This is a genomic window from Ruegeria sp. AA3 (assembly GCF_056542905.1).
Genome location: NZ_JBQGAQ010000002.1, coordinates 177,160 through 192,410, shown reverse-complemented (window position 1 = coordinate 192,410; position 15,251 = coordinate 177,160). Strand labels below are relative to the sequence as shown.

The 15,251-nt window shown below is 54.2% G+C and carries 14 protein-coding genes, 1 tRNA gene and 1 pseudogene; 7 read left to right on the top strand and 9 right to left on the bottom strand.

Going from position 1 to position 15,251, the window contains the following annotated elements; all coding sequences use genetic code 11:
* Position 1: 1 nt before the first annotated feature.
* The 5 genes from nqrE to ACR0JR_RS05425 are packed head-to-tail and all read right to left on the bottom strand — an operon-like array spanning position 2 to position 4,628.
* Positions 2-610: an NADH:ubiquinone reductase (Na(+)-transporting) subunit E gene (gene nqrE, locus ACR0JR_RS05445; protein WP_010441340.1), complete on the bottom strand. Its 609-nt coding sequence runs from the start codon at positions 608-610 to the stop codon at positions 2-4.
* Positions 610-1,263, bottom strand: coding sequence for an NADH:ubiquinone reductase (Na(+)-transporting) subunit D (locus ACR0JR_RS05440; protein WP_170545951.1), 654 nt, complete (start codon positions 1,261-1,263; stop codon positions 610-612). Before ACR0JR_RS05440 ends, nqrE begins: the two co-directional genes overlap by 1 nt.
* A complete protein-coding gene (locus tag ACR0JR_RS05435; RefSeq protein WP_480455335.1) occupies positions 1,263-2,078 on the bottom strand; it encodes a Na(+)-translocating NADH-quinone reductase subunit C in 816 nt (271 codons plus the stop codon). Before ACR0JR_RS05435 ends, ACR0JR_RS05440 begins: the two co-directional genes overlap by 1 nt.
* Positions 2,071-3,279, bottom strand: a complete 1,209-nt coding sequence (locus ACR0JR_RS05430; protein WP_480455334.1) for an NADH:ubiquinone reductase (Na(+)-transporting) subunit B — start codon at positions 3,277-3,279, stop codon at positions 2,071-2,073. Before ACR0JR_RS05430 ends, ACR0JR_RS05435 begins: the two co-directional genes overlap by 8 nt.
* 5 nt (positions 3,280-3,284) lie before the next feature.
* Positions 3,285-4,628 carry a Na(+)-translocating NADH-quinone reductase subunit A gene (locus tag ACR0JR_RS05425; RefSeq protein WP_480455333.1) on the bottom strand — a complete coding sequence of 448 codons (1,344 nt, stop codon included), beginning with the start codon at positions 4,626-4,628 and terminating at the stop codon, positions 3,285-3,287.
* A 299-nt stretch (positions 4,629-4,927) separates the two neighbouring features.
* On the opposite strand from ACR0JR_RS05425, the gene ACR0JR_RS05420 reads away from it, so the two are divergent.
* Positions 4,928-6,043 carry a THUMP domain-containing class I SAM-dependent RNA methyltransferase gene (locus ACR0JR_RS05420; protein WP_480455332.1) on the top strand — a complete coding sequence of 372 codons (1,116 nt, stop codon included), beginning with the start codon at positions 4,928-4,930 and terminating at the stop codon, positions 6,041-6,043.
* Positions 6,044-6,171: 128 nt separating this feature from the next.
* A tRNA-Pro gene (locus ACR0JR_RS05415) sits at positions 6,172-6,248 on the top strand.
* 283 nt (positions 6,249-6,531) lie between these two features.
* On the opposite strand, the gene ACR0JR_RS05410 is transcribed toward ACR0JR_RS05415, so the two are convergent.
* Complete coding sequence (locus ACR0JR_RS05410) at positions 6,532-7,242, bottom strand: hypothetical protein (RefSeq protein WP_170780375.1); 711 nt, start codon at positions 7,240-7,242, stop codon at positions 6,532-6,534.
* A 50-nt stretch (positions 7,243-7,292) separates the two neighbouring features.
* Here ACR0JR_RS05410 and ACR0JR_RS05405 point away from each other — a divergent pair, with 50 nt between their 5' ends.
* From ACR0JR_RS05405 to ACR0JR_RS05385, 5 genes are all read left to right on the top strand, one after another.
* Positions 7,293-7,976 (top strand): IS6 family transposase, encoded by a 684-nt coding sequence (locus ACR0JR_RS05405; RefSeq protein WP_480455331.1) that lies wholly within the window; start codon positions 7,293-7,295, stop codon positions 7,974-7,976.
* Positions 7,977-7,989: 13 nt separating this feature from the next.
* Positions 7,990-8,199, top strand: a complete 210-nt coding sequence (locus ACR0JR_RS05400; protein ID WP_480455493.1) for a Tn3 family transposase — start codon at positions 7,990-7,992, stop codon at positions 8,197-8,199.
* Positions 8,200-8,414: 215 nt separating this feature from the next.
* Positions 8,415-9,479, top strand: coding sequence for a glycosyltransferase family 2 protein (locus ACR0JR_RS05395; protein ID WP_170780374.1), 1,065 nt, complete (start codon positions 8,415-8,417; stop codon positions 9,477-9,479).
* A gap of 464 nt (positions 9,480-9,943) precedes the next feature.
* A complete protein-coding gene (locus ACR0JR_RS05390; protein ID WP_480455329.1) occupies positions 9,944-11,995 on the top strand; it encodes a glycosyltransferase family 2 protein in 2,052 nt (683 codons plus the stop codon).
* Positions 11,996-12,077: 82 nt separating this feature from the next.
* Positions 12,078-13,204, top strand: a protein-coding gene (locus ACR0JR_RS05385; RefSeq protein ID WP_170780372.1) for an IS3 family transposase whose coding sequence is annotated in 2 segments (ribosomal slippage) — positions 12,078-12,339 and positions 12,339-13,204 — 1,128 coding nt in all. Because the reading frame shifts where the segments join, the coding sequence is not laid out codon by codon here.
* Between the two features lie 38 nt (positions 13,205-13,242).
* On the opposite strand, the pseudogene tnpC reads toward ACR0JR_RS05385, so the two are convergent.
* The 3 genes and pseudogenes from tnpC to ACR0JR_RS05370 form a co-directional block, all read right to left on the bottom strand.
* Positions 13,243-14,160: pseudogene (gene tnpC / locus ACR0JR_RS05380) on the bottom strand (IS66 family transposase); the annotation flags it as partial.
* Positions 14,161-14,214: 54 nt separating this feature from the next.
* The gene (gene tnpB / locus ACR0JR_RS05375; protein ID WP_170780371.1) at positions 14,215-14,568 is read right to left on the bottom strand and encodes an IS66 family insertion sequence element accessory protein TnpB; all 354 of its coding nucleotides are present in this window, start codon (positions 14,566-14,568) and stop codon (positions 14,215-14,217) included.
* On the bottom strand, positions 14,565-14,777 hold the full coding sequence (locus tag ACR0JR_RS05370; protein WP_480455498.1) for a hypothetical protein: 213 nt from the start codon (positions 14,775-14,777) through the stop codon (positions 14,565-14,567). The genes tnpB and ACR0JR_RS05370 overlap by 4 nt, the downstream gene beginning before the upstream one ends.
* Positions 14,778-15,251: the final 474 nt, after the last annotated feature.

Sequence of the window (15,251 nt, the reverse complement as noted above, 5' to 3'; positions counted from 1 at the left end):
CTTACAGTTTCACGCCCGAGAAGGACATGAAGGCCATTGCCATCAGACCTGCGGTGATGAAGGTGATGCCCAGCCCCTGCAGGCCATCTGGAATGTCCGAATATTTCAGCTTTTCCCGAACACCTGCCATTGCGGTAATTGCCAGCGCCCAGCCAAAGCCCGAAGACAGGCCATAAGTCGCGGCCTCGGCAAAGTTATAGTCGCGTTCAACCATGAACAGCGAACCGCCTAGGATAGCACAGTTCACCGTAATCAGGGGCAAGAAGATACCCAGCGCGTTGTAGAGTGGCGGGAAGTACTTATCGAGAACCATCTCAAGGATTTGCACCATCGCGGCAATCACACCGATATACGAGATCAGACCAAGGAAAGTCAGGTCCACATCCGGGAAACCCGCCCAGGCCAGCGCACCCGGTTTCAGCAGATAACTGAGCAACAGGTTATTGGTCGGCACAGTGATCGCTTGCACGACCATGACCGAGATACCCAAACCCAGTGCAGTCGAAATCTTCTTGGACACGGCGATGAAGGTACACATCCCCAAAAAGAAGCTGAGCGCGAGGTTTTCGACAAAGATCGCCTTTACGGCCAGAGAAATAAGCCCTTCCATCAGTGCGCCTCTACCTGCTGGATTTCATATTCACGTTCTTCGACCTGGTTCGGCTTCCAGGTGCGGAAAGCCCAGATCAGCAGGCCGATCACGAAGAAGGCCGAAGGCGGCAGCAACAGCAGACCATTCGGTACATACCAGCCGCCATTATTCACAGTTTGCAGGATCGTCACGCCGAACAGGCTGCCCGAGCCAAACAGTTCGCGGATGAAACCAACCAACATCAGGATCAGACCATAGCCGAGGCCGTTACCTACACCGTCGATGAACGAAGCAATCGGAGGGTTCTTCATGGCAAACGCTTCGGCCCGCCCCATAACGATACAGTTTGTGATGATCAGGCCAACAAAAACTGACAGGGTTTTCGATATCTGGAAAGCATAGGCCTTAAGGATCTGATCCACCAAGATCACCAGTGAAGCGATGATCACCATTTGCACGATGATCCGGATCGACCCCGGAATCTGGTTGCGCAACATGGAGATGAACATTGACGCGAACCCGGTCACGAAGGTCACTGCCAGCGCCATAACGAAAGCAACCTGTAGCGATGAGGTCACCGCAAGTGCGGAGCAGATGCCCAACACCTGCAGTGTGATCGGGTTGTTGTCGACGAGCGGATCGACCAACAGCTCTTTCTTGGTCTGAGACATCATAGATCTCCTGCTTGCAGTTTGGCCAGGAACGGGCCGTAGCCCGCATCGCCCATCCAGAATTTTACCAGGTTATCAACACCGACAGAGGTCAGCGTAGCACCAGCCAACGCATCGACATAAAAATCGGCACCAGCTGCGGGCTGAGATTTGGCGACTGTGATCTGCAGATCACCCGCATCGTCCCGCAGTTTTTTACCGTTCCACAGCGCTTTCCAGCGTGGGTTATCCACCTCGGCACCTAGACCCGGGGTTTCACCATGCTGATAGAACTGAAGGCCGTAGATATCGTTGCCGTTATTCTCCAAAGCAATAAAGCCATAGAGCGTCGACCAGAGGCCATAGCCATGCAGCGGAAGGATCACCTTATCCAGATCACCGGCATCATCGCGCAGCAGGTAGATGACGCGATAGTTGGCCTTGCGACCGATCCCGGCCGGGTCATCGTCCAAAGCAACGCTTAGTTCCGGATCACTGGCAGCAGCGATATCGTCAAACGTGGCAGGATCGAACTGGTCGTCCACAAAGTCACCTGTCGCAAGGTCCAGTACATGCGGTTCAAACGCGGCGAAGGCTTCGGTTACATTTATGCCGGGTTCATAAACACCCGCGACTTGCAATACATTGACCTGTTTATCCTTCAGCTTGTTCGCTTCCTGCACAGGGCGCAAGCTGACCGCAGCGGCTGATACGACCATCGACGCAACCAGGCATACAGCCACGGCGACGAAAATCGTCTTGCCAACAGAATCCGGCGAGGCCGCAAGAAACTTGGCAATCGCACCTTTTGGTTCTTGGGATTGCGGATCAGACATGGCGACGCGCCCTCCGTTTGATATTTGCCTGGACGACGAAATAGTCGATCAGCGGTGCAAAGACGTTTCCGAACAGGATTGCCAGCATCATGCCTTCGGGGAAAGCCGGGTTCACGACACGGATCAACACAACCATGACACCGATCAGCGCCCCGTAGATGTAACGCCCAACATTGGTGTGGCTGGCAGAGACGGGCTCGGTGACCATAAAGGCCAGCCCGAAGGCATACCCGCCAAGAACGATGTGCCAATACCATGGCATTGCAAACATTGGATTGGTGTCCGACCCAATCACGTTCAGTAGCAGGGTAAAGCCGATGGTTCCGGCCAGACATCCTAAGATCAATCGGTAGTTCGCAATCTTGGTCAGAAGCAGGAAGCCCAAGCCGATCATACAGGCCAGTGTCGATGTCTCACCGAAACTTCCTTGGATGGTGCCGTAGAATGCGCTGGACCAAGTGATGCCTTCGGCGGCCAGAGCCTGAACCCCCTCGGCTGCAGAAACAGCCAGGGCAGTGGCGCCCGAAAACCCGTCAACAGGTGTCCAAACCGAGTCGCCAGACATCTGAGCCGGATACGCGAAGTATAGGAACGCACGGCCCACAAGCGCGGGGTTGAGGAAGTTCTTGCCGGTCCCGCCAAAAACCTCTTTGCCGATCACAACACCGAATATGATGCCCAGAGCCACCTGCCACAGCGGTGTCGTTGCCGGCATGATAAGCGTGTAAAGCATAGAAGTAACAAGAAAACCCTCGTTTACCTCATGGCCCCGCACTGTCGCAAAAATGACCTCGAAAATACCCCCTGCTACCAAAGTCACGATATAGATCGGCAGGAAGTAGAGCAGCCCATGCGCCACGTTGGCAAAGATGCTAGACGGGTCCAGCGAGATGCCAAACATCTGCAAAAGGGCGATCCGCCAGCCTGTGGCCGCTTCAGGTCCAAGCGCGGCAATTGCCGAGTTCGCCTGATAACCGGTGTTCCACATCCCCCATAGAATGCAGGGGATCGTGGCGATCACGACATAGGTCATGATCCGCTTCATATCCACATAGGACCGCGCGTGAGGGGCGACAGAGGTTACGGTTTTCGGAGTGTAGATGAAGCTTTCTACCATCTCGTAGATGGGAAAATACTTCTCGTACTTGCCGCCTTTGGTAAAGTTCGGCTCGATCCGATCAAAGAAGCTGCGCAAACCCATTCGGCTCAGCCCTCCTTTTCAATCTTGCTAAGGCAGTCGCGCAGCGCCAACCCGTATTCATATTTCGCCGGGCAGGCAAAGCCCACGAGGCCCAGATCTTCTTCGTCCAGTTCCAACGCGCCCAGAGCTTGAGCAGTGTCGGTATCCATTACCAACAGAGCGCGCAATAGCTGTGTCGGCAGGTAATCCTGTGGCATCAGCTCTTCAAACGTGCCGGTCGGAACCATGGCGCGTCGTCCGCCATTCAAATTGCTGGTCAAGGCATAGAGTTTATTGGCAAAAGCAGACCCCAGGACCGGCTGAACGGCAAATTTCGACGGCATGGGGAGAATCCAACCCATAGTGATCTGGTCGGGATCTTCGCGGATGATGGTGATCTGACGTGCAAAACGACCGAGATACGCAGTCGGGCCTTCAGCATGGCGTCCAGACAGGATCGAACCCGATATGATCCGAGCGGCTCCATCAACATTGACCTCATCACGGATCAGATCGTCAGTTGAGGCGCCCATGACCGTACGGATCAAGCGTGGTTGCCGCGCACCCGGTCCGGCCAGTGCGATCACAACATTCGGATCGAGGTGACCGGATTGCATTAGGCGTCCGATGGCAATCACGTCTTGATAGCCAATTGTCCATACCTGCTTGTCAGCGGCTAAAGGCTCTAGAAAGTGAATATGTGTCCCGGCCAGCCCGGACGGATGCGGGCCCGAGAAAGCCGCTGCCTCAACCTTAGGAAGATCAGCACCTGGGATGGCTTCTCCATCTTTGTAGCAAAGATAGGTTTTTCCTTCAGTCAGATGTGAGATTGCGGCCAAACCTGCCGTAAATGCCTCTGATGCATCGGCGATTACCACGGCAGCATCTGCAGCCAGTGGATCGCTGTCCATCGCGGTGACAAAAATCGCTGCTGGTGTCGTCCCCGGTTCGGGCATCTTCGAATATGGTCGCGTACGGAAGGAAGTCCAAAGTCCAGCTGCACAAAGCTTGGTGGTGACACCCTCGACAGAGACCGCATCACCAATGCCCGAGAAATCAACCCCGGTATCATTGAAATCGGATACTTCGATCACGACACTTTGAAGTACACGCCGCGCACCACGGTTAACGGCAACAACTTTCCCACTCAGCGGTGCGACCATCATCGCCTCTGGCGCGTCCTTGTGACAAAACAGCGGTGTACCGCGCTGAACATCATCACCTTCCTGAACCAACATGCGGGGTTTTAGACCTAGATAATCCCCCCCCAGAACGCCAACACTGGAAAACTCAGGCCCCGGTTGGATGTTTTGCTCGGGCGCGCCTTCAATCGGCAAATCCAACCCTTTTTTTAGTTTGAAAGTTTGCATGTCGCTACGTTCTTCCAAGCCTCTGTCCTGCGCCTGCTGTTTGCCACCTTACAATGATGGCAACAAATATCACGATTTTTCCGATCAGTCCGGTCGCAAAAGCACCTCAAACCGACCAGAATCCGCAAGCGTAATTCCGATCAAAGCTCCTTTACGCGGGGATGCCCGCAAACGCAAACCTGTTACCGCTCAATTTCGAACCCGAAATTCACATTCTTATGATTCAGTTTCACATTGAGTGGATTTTTGCCCTCAATTTGTATGTCGCACCTAATGTTCATCCGGTGTAAGCAGCCTGAATGAAAGACGAAGATGATCTTGAGATATTTTTGGTCGCCACGCCCGGCCTCGAAGCGCCTCTGTATGCGGAAGCGATCGAGCGGGGATTTGACGATCCGCAAAAGCTCGTAGGTGGTGTTGTTTGCCGTGGCGGCTGGCCTGAAGTCTGGCGTGCGAATCTTGAGCTAAGGGGTGCCAACAAAGTTCTGGTACGACTGGGCAGTTTTCCCGCAGTCCATTTGGCGCAGTTGGACAAGCGGGCACGCAAGTTCCCTTGGGCCGAGTTCCTGAGATCCGATATTCCGGTAAGGGTCGACGCAACCTGCCGTAAATCACGCATCTATCATGACAGGGCGGCCCGCCAACGTATTGAACGCGCCATTTCTGAGACACTTGGCGCGCCGGTCTCATCTGATGCCACTGTTCGTGTGCTCCTTCGGATCGAAAAAGATATTTGCACTCTGTCGCTGGACAGCTCCGGTGAGCCATTACACAAACGCGGCCATAAACCCGCCATTGCTAAAGCTCCGATGCGGGAGACCATGGCAGCTATGTTCCTGCGCGAATGTGGTTATGACGGATCTGAGCCGGTCTTGGACCCGATGTGCGGCTCGGGCACGTTTGTAATTGAGGCAGCTGAGATAGCGCTTGGTCTGATGCCGGGAAGATCACGTAGTTTCGCTTTCGAGAACATTGCCAGCTTTGACCACGATGCGTGGCACGAGTTGCGCAAGCGAACCCAAACGCACGAAACCGAGTTGAAATTCTTTGGTTCCGATCGGAATGAAGGCGCGATTGAAGCGTCGCGTTCGAATGCGATGCAGGCCAATGTGGATAAGATAACCCAGTTTCAGCACCGTTCGGTCAGTGACATCAAACCGCCCGCCGGGCCGACGGGGCTGATCATCGTGAACCCCCCTTACGGGGCCCGCATCGGTGACGAAAAGCGCTTGCGATCACTATATGGCAGCCTTGGCAAGGTACTCGCCAACCGCTTTCACGGCTGGCGTGTGGGCATTGTCACCACGACACCTGGACTTGTCCGCGCAACGCGCCTACCTTTGCTCCCGCCCGGTCCGGTCGTCGATCATGGCGGAACCAAAATTCGGCTGTTTCGCACTGAGCCACTGAAGTGAGATGCGGTCCAGATACCCACCTGGACTTGTTGCGACAGTCGTCATTCTGCCCCCGTGGTTCACCCTATACCAATCTCAGAAATCCTCTTGCACATCCAATTCGCGAGGTATAGATCACCCGCCACGGTCGGAGTGTAGCTCAGCCTGGTAGAGCACTGTCTTCGGGAGGCAGGGGTCGTAGGTTCAAATCCTATCACTCCGACCAATGTTTTCAATGACTTACAGGACAGACGCGGTCAAGCACTATTGCTGGTCCCGCGCCAGTCCCGCAAAACTTTGCTGATCCGGCCTATATCAGGCATGAGATGGGCGTGCTTGCGCCTCCACTGCTGACAGCACCCGATGCCGCGCCAACTCGCCTGCAGCAACTTAACGAATGTTAAGCGAGCACCTGACCCGCGCAGCAGCGACTATATAGGTGTACCGCAGGAAGCGCTCTGGACAATGCAATATTATAAGTGCGGCCAAGTGCTTTCCGAAAATGGTGATCAGGAACCGTTGCTTCGCCCTTTGCGCAATACCTTTTCTGGGATTGTAAAAGCCACAGAACTGAAGCGCGCTTTTGGTTCACCGTCGGGAAGAAGTTCTTCAACTCTCGTCCGGAAGTTATCCATGAAGGTCGTCAGTTTTTCGGATCGGCACTTAGTCCCTCGCGTTGCATCCCAAAGCAAACGAAGTGCGTTGGTGACAAGCACGTCTGCAATATCACCTCGATACACTGTCAGCCTCCAGTCAGTCCGAATGTCGAGATCAGGATGTGGGTAAGGCGGTGCCGGAGCGCTTGAAGGGTGGACTGAAAAATCCCTGAGTAAATAGATCGGCTTCAAATGCTCAATGCACTGCTTCATCTCATCAGGCTTGATGCGAAACGCAACCCGCAAGGTCTCTGCGATCCGGATATAGCGCGCGGTTTTCTTTCTGTTCCAAGCTTCGCGGGTACTTTCCGAGATGGGCGCAAATGGAACGAGGTGATCATAGAACGCATCAATGCAGGTCGCAGCAGCAATGACTGCTTGCATTGTCGCTTGGAATTCCTTTGCAAGGGAAGCAGCCTTCTTGTCCTCAGACTTGGACTGCGCCCATGCTTCTTGTCGCGTCGACATACAATCCAAGGCTACTTGTCTTTGCTGTATCGCAATTTCCGCCCAAGCAATGCAGGCAGGTTGTGTCGCAAACTTTGGACCTAGATTGACGAGCATGCAGAATCCGACGTTTGTTGTCCGCGTATTGTTCTCCAACAGGTTTCAGCATGATTTCCTTGAAAGGCTGCCATTTCCCCAAGGATGCCGTTTTGTACGCTGTGTACTTCTATTTGCGGTACACAGTGTCGTATCGTGATTTGGAAGAGATCATGGCTGAACGCGGTGTGCGAGTTGACCACGCCACATTGAATAGGTGGGTTGTGAAGTTCTCGCCGATAGTCGCTGCTCGTGCGCAATCAAGGAAGCGTCCAACTCAGAGTTCATGGCGCATGGACGAAACCTATCTCCGTGTGCGCGGCAAGTGGATGTATCTCTATCGAGCGGTCGACAAAGCGGGAAACACCCTTGATTTCATGCTGTCTGAGCGACGAAATCGTCCAGCAGCCACCCGGTTCTTTGCCAAAGCACTGTCGTCAAACGGGATCCCAAACAAAATCGTCATAGACAAGAGTGGCGCCAATGCAGCTGGCATTCGAGAAGTGAACAGAATCCTGAAGCGGTTCGGCTGCCCAGCTAAAGTACAGACGATCAGGTCCAAATATTTGAACAACATGATCGAACAGGATCACAGCTTCATCAAACGACGCGTGCGGCACATGTGCGGGTTCAAATCTTTCGGGTCAGCTTCCGCAACATTGGACGGCATTGAGGTAGCCAACATGATCCGGAAGAAGCAATTCTCTAGTGATACGACTTCCGGCTTTCGGATGTTTGCTGAGATCGCAGGATAACTGCGTCTAGCATATCGCTGGCTCTGGTCGTTCCAAAAGTTTGCGACACAACCTCATCATCTACTGGAACACCAAGCATCTCGGAGAGGCGGTCGCCGCGCGAAAACGCGCCGGTCTGAACTGTCCCGATGACCTTCTCTCGCATATCTCACCACTCGGGTGGGCTCACATCCTTCTCACCGGCGAATACAGGTGGAAGAATCCAAGCCGTCACCGCTTATGATACAATCCTGCCCCCAGCCGGAATCCACCCCAACTAGACCCCAGAGTTTGCGACACATCCCAAACGACCACACAGTGCTCTGGGCTACCGCCCTCCGGCACCCGAAACCATCGTCCAGATGGACCAAAGACCGGTCATGCTCTAACAATCAAATTGGACCACTCAGGTGGGGCTGATTACCAACTCTGATCAATAAGCACATCGCAGGAACTCAGATGACACGTCTCCTAATATCGGCGATGAAAAATGAAGCGCCGTATATTCTGGAATGGGTAGCCTATCACCGACTGATTGGTTTTGATGACATCCTCATCTACTCAAACGACTGCACAGATGGCACAGATGATCTGCTGGACGCGCTGGCGGCACGGGGTTGGGTAACACATGAACGCAATCAAGACTATGCAAAAAAAGGGGTGCAGTGGACCGCGTTAGAACTGGCCGGAAAGCATGAGCTTACCAAGGTTGCCGAGTGGATATTGTTTTCAGACGTCGATGAGTTCGTAAACATCAAGACAGGTACAGGATATCTTGATGATCTGTTTGCGGCGGTTCATGATGCTGATGCATACGCGCTGACATGGCGCCTTTTTGGCAACAGCGGAAAAGTAGACCTTTCAGCGTCGCCTGTTCTGGAAGAGTTCACACATGCGGCCCCGTTTCCATGCTACTCACCTTGGGAGGCAAGCCACTTCAAAACCTTATTCCGCAATGACGGGACCTATCAAAAACTTGGTGTGCATCGCCCCAAAAAACCTGAGAGGGATCGCGCGCACAGTTTTCGGTGGGTCAACGGTTCAGGTCAACCGCTACCAAGTTTTTACCAACAGCGTGGCTTAATAACGTTCGGGCCTTTGGCCGGGATGGATCTGGTTTGCCTCAATCACTATTCGGTCAAGTCTGCCCTTGCCTATCTGGTCAAGTCCTCTCGTGGCCTGCCAAACCGTTCACACAAGGAAATCGACCTGGGATATTGGGCTGACCGGAATTTCAATTCGGTTGAAGAAAGGTCGATCCAGCGTCATTTACCGGCGTTGAAGGAAATGCTCGACGAACTACACGCTGACGAAGAGCTCAGCAGATTGTCACAACAAGGTTTGCAGTGGCACATACAGCATGCGTACGAGGTCATGGAGACGCTGGATGGGCTGCAGCTTTTGACGCGAATAGTTGGAACGGAACGACGCGACGTGGATCCAAAACTTGCAAGAACGTTGCACGCAAAGGGGACGGAACTACGCAATCGTGCGGAAGCAGAAGAAAACAGCAAGACCCGATAACCTTCTGATCAAGAAAACTCAAACCCGCTGCGGATGTGCACTGAAGCTGGGGAAACTGCTTTTGTCGGGCAACAAAGGATAGAGCATCGGCGAGATGCATTGACTATTCATGTTTGCCCCGAACACACAAAAGGCACGCTTTGACGCAGCTGATTGTAAAAGATGGGTCTGAAACTTGAATTGGAGAAGTCAGACTGATGTAATCCCGTTGAAGGATCGAAGCGCAGTGTTCTGTCTGTGCAAACACTGTTGTGGAAGAGGCTATCCTTATGGTCGCGTTTAATCGAAGCCGCCTGAAGAGTCGTGATTTTGGGGCGTTCGTTCTCCTTGATGCAGTTGAAACGGTCAAAGACAATGAGCGGCTTCTAAGCCTTTTCTTCGACCGAGAAGTCCTGCCCGAAAAAATATGCCCACGCCGAGGTGCCGAACTATATACATATAGCACACTCGGCGGCCAAACGGTGATGCGCTTTCATTTGCCCGACGCAGTATCCCCGGTGTTCACGATAGACGGCCAAGAATGCACAATTGAAGCCGCAACACCCAACTTTGCCGCCTTCGAAGGGCGAAATGCACTTGCTGCAGTGCGCAACGGTGAAGACGCTGAAATTGTGCTGGATTGGTTGGCCTATCACGCGGATCAACATCTGATGGATGCTGCTCTGATCCTCGATCGTGCAAAACCCGGAGAGGATGAGGTTTTCGCCCGAGAATTACAAGCTGGACTGCGGGAACGTGACCTGACCTGCAACGTCGAATTACTCAGCAGTGACATGCCTCTTGGCCGGGCTGACCTACCGCCCGAATGGCACCCGTTTTGTGCCCCAGATGCCCCGGGCAAAGACCGAATGGACGTGCCACCTCCTGACCGTCGGCATAGCCCTCTGGGCGCAGCGTCCGTTTATGAAATGATGCGTTCGCGCGGCCTATCGCACGCTCGGGCTGTCGCGAACATTGATGTATGCGACCTCATTACTCGTGGTGAAGATTCTATTTTCGATCTCGCCGTGAATTCATCCAGTGGATTGATTTCTCTGGTTGGTCGGCGCTGTTACCCTTGGCGCTTGCGTGATCAGGCCAATCCGCACTTTAGTGACCATATCTGTGTTCAGTTTGACAATCCCGGTGCGAGCAATCGTTGGTGTATAGCACGAAATCAGGTTTCCGATCGCGCCGTCTGGCGGCGTTTTTGGATCGGTAATGTCAATCCGAGTGGATCTGTCACCGGGGCATTTTATCGTTTCACGGCTCTACGGCATTCTGCGCCGTCAGTTTCGAAAATCGTGCCCAAAACCTCTTTGGTTGAAGACGCATATCTTATCAACCAAGCTGAAACTCTTTGGGATGGAAACCCCAAGCGTGCTCCACGAATTGCCTTGACGCCAACGGCCAACCAAACTGGCGGGCGTGTCATCGTGACAGCGATGAAAAACGAAGGCCCTTTCGTACTAGAATGGCTGGCATATCATCGTGCAATCGGTTTCGACGATGTGATCGTATACACAAACGACTGTACCGATGGTACGGATACAATGCTGAAGCTCTTAGAACGCAGGGGATACGTACAACACCGAGTAAACCCATTTCGCGAGATGGGGTTAAAACCGCAACACGCAGCACTCCGCTCGGCGCAAGATGAACCGGTCGTCGCGAATGCCGCGTGGGTGACCTGTATCGACGTGGATGAGTTCGTGAATATCAAATGCGGCGATGGCACGCTTGATGCGTTGTTTGAACACGTTCCGGATGCCAACATGATTGCAATGACATGGCGTTTGTTCGGCAACTGCAATGTGCATCTTTTTGACGAAAGCCCTGTCATCGAGAAGTTCATCCGTTGCGCACGTGAATTTACACCCAAGCCACATCAAGCATGGGGTTTCAAAACGCTTTTCCGGAACGTAGGTCTGTTCAAGAAGCTGGGAGTTCATCGGCCAAAAGGGCTCAATCCGCAACTGTGGGAAAGTGTTCATTGGGTGAACGGATCAGGGCAACCTTTGCCTCGCCAGATGTACCGCAACAGCTGGCGCTCTACGACCGAAACCTACGGATACGATCTTGTACAGCTCAACCACTACGCTGTGCGTTCGGCAGAAAGCTTTCTGGTAAAAAGAGACAGGGGCCGCGTGAACCATGTGGACCGCGATCAGGGCCTCGCATACTGGTTTCGTATGAACAATAACGCAGAAATAGATCGCTCTATTGCCCGGATGCTACCAAAGATGCGCGTCGAACTGAACAAGCTTCTCAAAGATTCTGAGATCGCCGAGGCCCATGCTTTTTCACTAAAGTGCCACCGGACCAAGATCGAGGAGCTGAAGGCGAGGCCCGACTACAACCAGTTCTATTCTGCGTTAACGAGCCACCGTATGGAACGCCTTTCGCTTTTGCACAGTCACTTTGGTGCGAATGTTTTCTTGTCCGGCCCCGAGGCCGTGCCAGATGAAGTGATCGCCAAACGTCCGGATGCTGAATGGTTCTTCACGGTCGAACGTCAGGATGTCACACAACACTAGGTTACCTGAATTGGTCGCCCGCCATCTGAGCCTCCCCAACTGAACTGGTCCACCGTTATGTTTAGGAAACGGAGGACCACGAATGGCAAACAAGCGACCGAAGCCCGAAGAGATTGTCTCGAAGTTACGGCAGGTTGAAGTACTGATGGGTCAAGGCATGTCCCGTCTTGATGCGATCAGGCATATCGGCGTTGTTGAACAAACCTATTACCGCTGGCGGAAGAAGTACGGTGGAATGGGTGTTGATCAATTGAAGGAACTGAAACGGCTTCAGAAAGAGAACGAACGATTGCGACGTGCGGTTTCTGATCTGACGCTGGACAAACTGATCTTGACGGAAGCCACAAAGGGAAACTACTGAGCCCCGCTCGTCGTCGTGCTTGTATTAACCATGTACGCAACCAGTTGAACGTTTCCGAGAGACGCGCCTGTCGCGTACTTGGACAACACCGGTCCACGCAACGACGCATCCCAAGAGGCCGCGCGGACGAGGACAGGCTGGTGGCCGACATGATCGAGCTGACCCGTCAATATGGCCGATATGGGTATCGCAGGATCGCTGCGCTGCTGAGAGAGGCTGGATGGTCCGTCAGTGATGGGCGGGTTGAACGGCTCTGGCGGCGAGAGGGGCTGAAAGTGCCAATGAAGCAACCAAAGAAAGGGAGGTTATGGCTAAATGACGGCTCATGCGTTCGGTTACGGCCAGAATATCGCAACCATGTTTGGTCGTATGACTTCGTCCATTGCCGAACCGATGATGGCAAAGCCTTCCGGACGCTGAACATCCTTGATGAGTACAGTCGGGAATGTTTGGCAATCAGGGTCGAGCGGAAACTGAACTCGACCGATGTAATCGATGTCCTGACAGACCTGTTCATACTTCGCGGCGCGCCGAGTTTCATACGTTCTGACAATGGGACGGAATTTGTCGCCCAGGCTGTCCGAGACTGGATCACCGCCGTCGGCGCGAAGACCGCCTACATCGAGCCAGGGTCACCTTGGGAAAACGGATATTGCGAAAGCTTCAACGGGCGGATGCGAGATGAACTGCTCAACGGTGAGATCTTCTACAGCTTACGTGAGGCCCAAATCCTGATCGAACAATGGAGGAAACACTACAACAACAAGAGACCCCACAGTGCATTGGGTTATCGCCCACCAGCCCCGGAAACCATCATCCACATGGATCAGAGGCCAACAATGCACTAACAATCAAACTGGACCAGTCAGATGAGGCTGCTCACCCGGAGGAACTTTTCCGCATTCTCGCCGCGCCGGTCTGGGGCATAGAAGAACACCACCCCCGGTGGGTCATCGCCGCCACAGTTCCCGTCATCGCGGGCCAGTCCCCAGAGGTATCCGGTTTTGGTCTTCTTGCGACCGGGGTCGAGCACTGGGGCTGTTGTCTCATCCATGAAGAGCGTCGTGGAGGTCCTCAGATGCTCGGCCAGCCGGTCCACCACTGGGCCCAGATGAAAGGCCGCTTTGCCGACCCAATCAGCCAAAGTGGAGCGGTGAATGTCGATGCCCGCACGAGCCAGGATCTGGGATTGCCTGTGCAGCGGACAGTGATCCGCATATTTTGACACCAGCACATGCGCGATGGTGCCTTCTGTTGGCAGCGCCCTTTCGATCAGGCGCGCTGGCACCGGGGCCTGGGCCACGCCGTCAGTGCAATGGCGGCAGGCGTATTTGGGGCGCACCGTTACGATCACACGCAAGCGCGCGGGCACGATATCCAGCCGTTCGGATCGGTCCTCGCCGATCTTGTGCATTTGCCCGCATCCGCAGGGGCAAGTCAGGTTGTCGGGTTCGACGACCTGTTCGATGCGCTCCAGATGCTCTGGCAGATGGCCCAGATTACGCCGCGCCACCGGTTTACGTTTTGGAGCATCTTCGCCGGGAGCCTGGGTGTCTTTGCGCTCCTGCACCTCGGCGACAGCAGCTTCGAGTTCTTCAAACAAGAGCTGCCGATCATCCTCGTCCAGCTTCTCGGACTTCTTACCATGCACCGCATGGTTCAGTTCCGCCACCAGATGCTCAAGCCGCTTGTTGATCTCTTCAAGCTCTGCTGCCCGTGCGGCCTGAACCTGCAACGCTTCAAAAGCCGCACGATAGACGGGCGGTAGCAGGCTCAAATCAAGGTCGTCGGCAGCGTCAGACATGTCCGCCGCATAGCACGAAAGCCGAAGTTTACAGAGCCCAATCGACCTCCTGATTCATTCAGCCGCAGCCGGAGGGCGGCTTTCCAAAGCCTTCACCTTGCGCCAGTCCAGCCCCGCAAAAAGCGCCTCGAACTGGGCGTGGTTCAGCGCCATCGCACCGTCCCGAATGGCGGGCCACGTGAAGCTCGTGTCTTCCAGCCGTTTGTACGCCATTACGAGACCCGTCCCATCCCAGTACAACAGCTTGAGCCTGTCAGCGCGTTTGGAGCGGAACACAAAGACAGTTCCTGTGAAGGGATCCTTACGCAGAACCGATTGCACCAATGCTGAAAGCCCGTCGTTGCCTTTACGAAAGTCCACCGGATTGGTCGCCACCAGGATCCGCACCCGGTTCGAAGGCAAGATCATGACCCAACCCCAAGCGCCCGGACAACCTCAGCAACCCGCGCCGCCGGTGTCGCCCCATCCAGCTTGATCAGGATGTCTCCAGCCGCGATCTCGATGGGCTGCGCGACATCCGGGACCGGTGGCGAAGGCGGATCTTCAAAAACCACCAGCGGCGCAAACGCAGCTTCCTCCTCCAAAACCGGAAGAACAAGATCACCGTCTTTGGCCATCCGCCGCCACGACGAGACATGGTTCCCTTCAGGCCATATTTGGCAGCAACATCATTCACTGTCGCACCCGGCAGCAGCGTCTCCGCCACAATCCGCGCCTTCAAAGCATCCGGCCAACGCCGCCTCCCATCCGCTGAGAAGATAACGCCAAGCCCAATGAGTTACTCTCTTGTACTCTCCATGGAGAAACTCACCTCAAAAACCACTCCAAGGTGGAATCTCAGATCAGCCAAAGGGCTGGTAGGTGACCGTCACGCACCGCTTACGCTTTTCTTCGTTCTACGATTGTTCTGATTTTTGGCCACTTTTGTAACGTTGGTCCAGTTGGGCCAATTCGGGATCAATCGACGGACGACCATGTGAGCTGTAATGCGGTGCAAGCAACGGGCGCACTTCGGTCCCATCATCGCAATGCCCTCCACTCTCAAAACAAGTGAATCAGGGCCAGACGCTCTAATCAACAGATTTTTTCAA